Annotated in this window: 4 protein-coding genes and 1 pseudogene; 4 read left to right on the forward strand and 1 reads right to left on the reverse strand. The window is 38.1% G+C overall.

Annotated elements, in window-relative coordinates:
* Positions 1-690: 690 nt before the first annotated feature.
* Positions 691-2,095, forward strand: a pseudogene (gene brnQ, locus HMPREF0519_RS01765) (branched-chain amino acid transport system II carrier protein).
* Between the two features lie 142 nt (positions 2,096-2,237).
* Positions 2,238-2,450 (forward strand): DUF3923 family protein, encoded by a 213-nt coding sequence (locus HMPREF0519_RS01770; RefSeq protein WP_225429093.1) that lies wholly within the window; start codon positions 2,238-2,240, stop codon positions 2,448-2,450.
* A 79-nt stretch (positions 2,451-2,529) separates the two neighbouring features.
* Here the strand turns inward: HMPREF0519_RS01770 and HMPREF0519_RS01775 are convergent, their stop codons facing one another.
* The gene (locus HMPREF0519_RS01775) at positions 2,530-3,147 is read right to left on the reverse strand and encodes an isochorismatase family protein (protein ID WP_003634124.1); all 618 of its coding nucleotides are present in this window, start codon (positions 3,145-3,147) and stop codon (positions 2,530-2,532) included.
* Between the two features lie 155 nt (positions 3,148-3,302).
* Here HMPREF0519_RS01775 and HMPREF0519_RS01780 point away from each other — a divergent pair, with 155 nt between their 5' ends.
* Positions 3,303-4,031, forward strand: a complete 729-nt coding sequence (locus HMPREF0519_RS01780) for a peptidoglycan recognition protein family protein (RefSeq protein WP_003634126.1) — start codon at positions 3,303-3,305, stop codon at positions 4,029-4,031.
* Positions 4,032-4,188: 157 nt separating this feature from the next.
* A complete protein-coding gene (locus HMPREF0519_RS01785) occupies positions 4,189-5,097 on the forward strand; it encodes a metal ABC transporter solute-binding protein (protein WP_003634129.1) in 909 nt (302 codons plus the stop codon).
* Positions 5,098-5,160: the final 63 nt, after the last annotated feature.

Below are 5,160 nucleotides of genomic sequence, written 5' to 3' on the forward strand. Positions count from 1 at the left end.
TATATAAATTTATTTGTACAATTCTATTATAGGAGCAATGTCCAATAAATGAAATCGCTTTCGAAGCTAAAACCCGGTTCTTTTTTGTTCAAAATGACTAATGCAAGTGACAATGTGTTAATTTGATGTTGATAGGGATGCATATTTCTTTTTTAGTTATCTTGGGAAATAGTCAACACCAAATTAAGATGTAAATTGTCAATTAACGCCGATTTATTAAAAATCCAGTCGTTTAATCATTACAAAACAAGTTGACATTTGCATGAAAGGTTACTAGTATAAGAACCAATAAATTATAAAACGCTGCGAGAAAGTTGAGTAACACTTTCGAAACCTTAAGCGAGCTTTGGTTGGTGAGAGAAAGCAGGCAAGAACGTGTGAAAATCCCTTTTGAGCGATGCATCGAATTTGTGAAAGTAACGTGCATTGGTAACACCCATTAACGTGTTAGCGTATCGCTTCTTGAAAGCCGTACGTGAGAGAGGTAGAATTAGCAATAATTTTGCAAAATAAGGTGGTACAGTGCCGTAAGCGCCCTTAGTTCAGTGAATACTGAATGAGGGGCGCTTTTTTGCGTTGAGTAATTTATTTACTAATTTAAAAGGGGAGTGGTTGTCTTGAAATCTCAGATTGACATTGGTCAGATTAGGTTGCGGTTAAAAATTGTATTAATAAGGGAGTCTATTGGGCATGAAAGATTTACAAGATTTAAATCCAAATCCGTTAACTAAAAAAGAATATTTTGTTGTGAGTTCAATGTTGTTCGGCTTGTTCTTTGGTGCAGGAAATTTAATTTTTCCAATTCATTTAGGCCAATTAGCAGGTTCCCACTGGGTGTTGGCAACAGTTGGCTTTTTGGTAACGGCAGTCTTGTTACCGCTTTTGTCAGTGCTGGCCGTTAGTGTTACCCGATCAGAGGGCGTTTATGATATCGGGGTACCGCTTGGTTCGGTTTTTGCGCTTGTCTTTATGGTATTAATTCATTTAACGATTGGGCCGCTGTTTGGAACCCCTCGTACTGCAACGGTACCCTTTACAGTCGGTGTTCAGCCAATGTTGCCGGATTCATGGGCCCACGTTGGATTGTTTGTTTTTTCAGTTCTTTTCTTTGGAGCTGCTTTTCTGGTTTCTTATCATCAGTCCAACGTGATGAATTCGGTTGGTAAACTTTTAAATCCACTATTTCTTTTGCTATTATTTTCAGTATTTTTAATGGGGGGCTGTTCATCCTATGGGTTCTGCCTCACACCAAGCAGCCACGGCTGCTTATCAACATGCCGGCTTTTTTAATGGCTTTCTTCAAGGCTATAACACAATGGACGCGCTAGCTGGTTTAGCTTTTGGGGTAACGGTTGTAACGGCTGTTCGTCAATTGGGCAAGACCCGGCCAAGCAGTAATGCAAAGGTAACAGCAAAGGCAGGGGTGTTTGCGACATCAATGATTGGCTTTATCTATGTTGTTCTAATTTGGTTAGGTGCCACAACCTTGGCTAATTATAAAGTATCTGCAGACGGTGGTGTTGCTTTTAATCAACTAGTTACTTATTACCTTGGCGGTATTGGTCACGCACTTTTGGCAACGTTGATTACGGTTACTTGTTTGACGACAGCTGTTGGGTTGGTGGCTGCCTTTGCACAAGATTTCCATAAACATTTTCCAAAGGTCAGCTACCATACTTGGCTGGCATTAACATGTTTTGCATCATTCTTTACTGCTAACTTCGGTCTTGATCAAATCATTCTCTGGTCAACGCCAATGCTGATGTTCTTATATCCTTTCGCAATGGTCTTGATTTTGCTATCAGTCTTTTCGCCATTCTTTAATCGCGATCCATTAGTTTATGCGTTGGTTGTTGGTTTCACAACAGTTCCGGCACTATTGGATATGGTTGCTGCGTTTCCGCCAGTTGTCAGCCAAAGCGCATTTGGCCAAGCATTGGGTGCCTTTCAACATAATGTCTTACCATTTGCAAATCTTGGAATGGATTGGGTAGCACCAGCAGTTGTCGGTGTGGTTCTCGGCTTGGGTTTGCACTTCTTGAGACCGGCTTTTGCACGAAGTGGTCAAACCACATCTGAGCATGTGTCAAAATAATAGTAACTATCTCATCAAAAAAATGCTTGATATATAATTTATATATCGGCATTTTTTGATGAATAATAAAATGCTATTATTAGTCAACTTTCTTAAATTTCGAAGGCTTGTTTTAAATTTAGTGCAGATGGGGGGAACTTTAATGAATTGGTGGAAGATGACCAGCATTCTTTGGTTGGTCCTTTTTATAGTTGGAGCCACTTTTCTTTGGTTAAGGAAAACCGATGCGACAGGAGCAATCAATACACCGGCTTATCAGATGACATCGCTGGCAATTTGGTGTGTGCTGTTTGGGTTTATATTATTTATCCAGTTGATATGGCTTGTGATCATGCGCGTTAGGCATCGAAAATGATACTAAGTTAACTAAACAAAAGAGCTTCCAACATCATTTAAGGATGTTGAAAACTCTTTTTTGACGTACTCAATGAGAATTATTGAAGCGGTGTAAAAGCACCATCTTCAAATAGATCTTGGACGAATCCAGGGACAGTATCGGATCTGTTCCAGTCACGTTGGTACTCACAAATTAATTGTGGAATTGTAATGAGATGGGCACCAGCTTGTTCTACTCGACGTAAGGCAGTTTCATGAGACAGAGGTGATGTGCCACCGACCGCGTCAACAACCGGGTAAACGTCGTATCCTTCCGCAAGTGCATCAATCGTTGGGAATGTGAGACATGCTTCAGTCCAAAGACCAAGCATAATAATTTTTTTACGTTTCGTTGCTTTAATAGCGTCGTTATAATCTTTATCTTCCCAAGCATTGATGGATGTTCGGTCATATGACGGAACGTCCCCAATTGCCTTTTTTAATGGTGAGATGGTATCTTGATTCCTACCTGTATGAACGTTAACGGTTGAGAGAACGATGGGAACTTTATATTGGTTGGCGATCTTGGCAACTAAAACGGCATTGTGAACAAGATCGGCATGTTTCATTGACCCAATTGAATTGATTTGATTTGATTGATAATCAATAAAGGTAATTAATGAATTTTCTGGTGAAAGTAGGCGGTCATCAGCACCGCGTTTTGGAAAACTTGTCATAACTTAAAACCTCCCCTAGAGTTAAATCAACATTACTGAATCCGGTTACATAATACACCTGAAAATTGTAAGCAACCATTATTTGCACTCAAAACCTCATTTCTTAAAAAGCAGTTATAAAGCTTTGTTATAGTTGCTTGCAAGGGGCGCAGAGAATGATTAGCATAGAGTTTGAATACAAAATTGTAAGTAAAGTGGCGACGTTAGTAGTGAAAAAACAAATTAACAGTCTTTTTTTAACGGTTTTAACTGTTCTTATCATGTTGATAATAGTTAATGTAACTGCAAATGCAGCTTCAGTTAACCATTACATTTCTGCACATCATTATTCGCCATCTACAATTACCAAACAAATTTGGAAGGGATTCCCCCATTATAAGTATCGTCATGGTAAAGGTAAGCCAGAAGGCGTTGTTATTCATGAGACCGGCAATCCAAACTCCACGATTTTTGATGAAATTGCGTATATGAAGAAGAATTATCGAAATGCGTTTGTTCATTCATTTGTAGATGACGATCATATTATTAATATTGCCAATACAGACTACCTATGCTGGGGTGTTGGTTATCCTGGAAATGCCAGGTTTATTCAGTTTGAGCAAATTGAGATGCACAGTAAAAAGAGCTTTGCACATGAGGTGGAAAATGCAGCATATTATACAGCTTATTTACTTGATGAATATAACCTGAAGCCTAACGATGCTGTTTACGACGGCAAGGGAACAGTTTGGTCGCACGGCTCGGTTGCCAAATACATGGGTGGTTCGGATCATACAGATCCGGTTGGCTATTATAAAAAAGCAGGTAAGAAGTATTTTCATAAAGCTTATACGATGAGTCAGTTTTATCAACTTGTTTTGACAAATTATAAGAATATAGAGTGATATGAAAGGATTTAATTCACAATTATTATCTTTGATAAAGGTACTGAAGTTACTTGAAATCATGAAAAGTTTTCAAATTCATGTTTACAAGTAACTTTTTTTATATTATCATCGTAAGAGTAATCGCTACTATTTAAAAAACGGAAGAGGTAGACAAATGTTTCGAAAAATATTAAGATTCAAATTCGTGTTACTTGCATTTTTAATTGTAACGCTTGGCATAGTTGTTGCGGGTTGTTCAAGTCATTCATCAAGCAGCAATGGTAAAATCAAAATTACCGCAACAACGGACTTTTACGGTGAAGTTGCCAAAGCGGTTGCCGGTAATAAAGGCGAGGTGACATCCGTTATCACTAACCCCAATATTGATCCCCATGACTATGAGCCAACAACCAAGGTAGCAAAAAACATTGTTGGGTCGAAGATGGTAATTGCTAATGGAATTGGTTATGACGGCTGGATGAATAAATTGGTTTCCAGTAACAAAAAAACCGACTACATAAAGGTTGGCGAGGATTTAATGGGTAAAAAAGACGGGGACAATCCTCACCTTTGGTATAATCCCAAAACGATGCCAAAATTAGCAAATACGATTGCAACTAAGTTGGGAAAGATTCAACCTAAAAATAAACAATATTTTAAGAAAAATGCTCAGAAGTATATCGCATCTCTTAAACCGGTTGATAAAAAGATCGCCCAGTTAAAACAAGTTTCTGCCAAGAGTAAGAACAAGGATGTTTATGTCAGCGAACCAGTCTTTGATTACGCACTTGACGCAATGGGTTTTAAAGTTGGCGATTCTCAATTTGAAAATGATACTGAAAAGGATGTAGATCCATCACCAAAGACGATTAAGGCAATGCAAGACGGTATCAAAGGACGTCAGATTGCATTCTTTGTTTATAACTCTCAAGTTGATGATAAAACGGTCAACAACTTGGTTGCTCTTGCTCATAAGAATAAAGTTCCTGTATTGAAAGTAACTGAAACGTTACCGGCAAATAAGAATTATAAATCTTGGATGTTAAGTCAATATAATAGTTTGCTGAAAATTTTAGAAAAATAAATGTAGGCTGATAAAATAGGGTGAAGAAAGGGCGTATCAGTTAGGCAATAGGTATTAATCAAA

Source organism: Lentilactobacillus hilgardii DSM 20176 = ATCC 8290 (assembly GCF_000159315.1).
GTDB classification, from domain to species: Bacteria; Bacillota; Bacilli; order Lactobacillales; family Lactobacillaceae; genus Lentilactobacillus; species Lentilactobacillus hilgardii.

Bases quoted from the DNA above. Each gene is read 5' to 3' on its own strand.
- HMPREF0519_RS01770 (WP_225429093.1), top strand. From the start codon at position 2,238: ATGAATTGGTGGAAGATGACCAGCATTCTTTGGTTGGTCCTTTTTATA.
- HMPREF0519_RS01785 (WP_003634129.1), top strand. From the start codon at position 4,189: ATGTTTCGAAAAATATTAAGATTCAAATTCGTGTTACTTGCATTTTTA.
- HMPREF0519_RS01775 (WP_003634124.1), bottom strand. From the start codon at position 3,147: ATGACAAGTTTTCCAAAACGCGGTGCTGATGACCGCCTACTTTCACCA.
- HMPREF0519_RS01780 (WP_003634126.1), top strand. From the start codon at position 3,303: ATGATTAGCATAGAGTTTGAATACAAAATTGTAAGTAAAGTGGCGACG.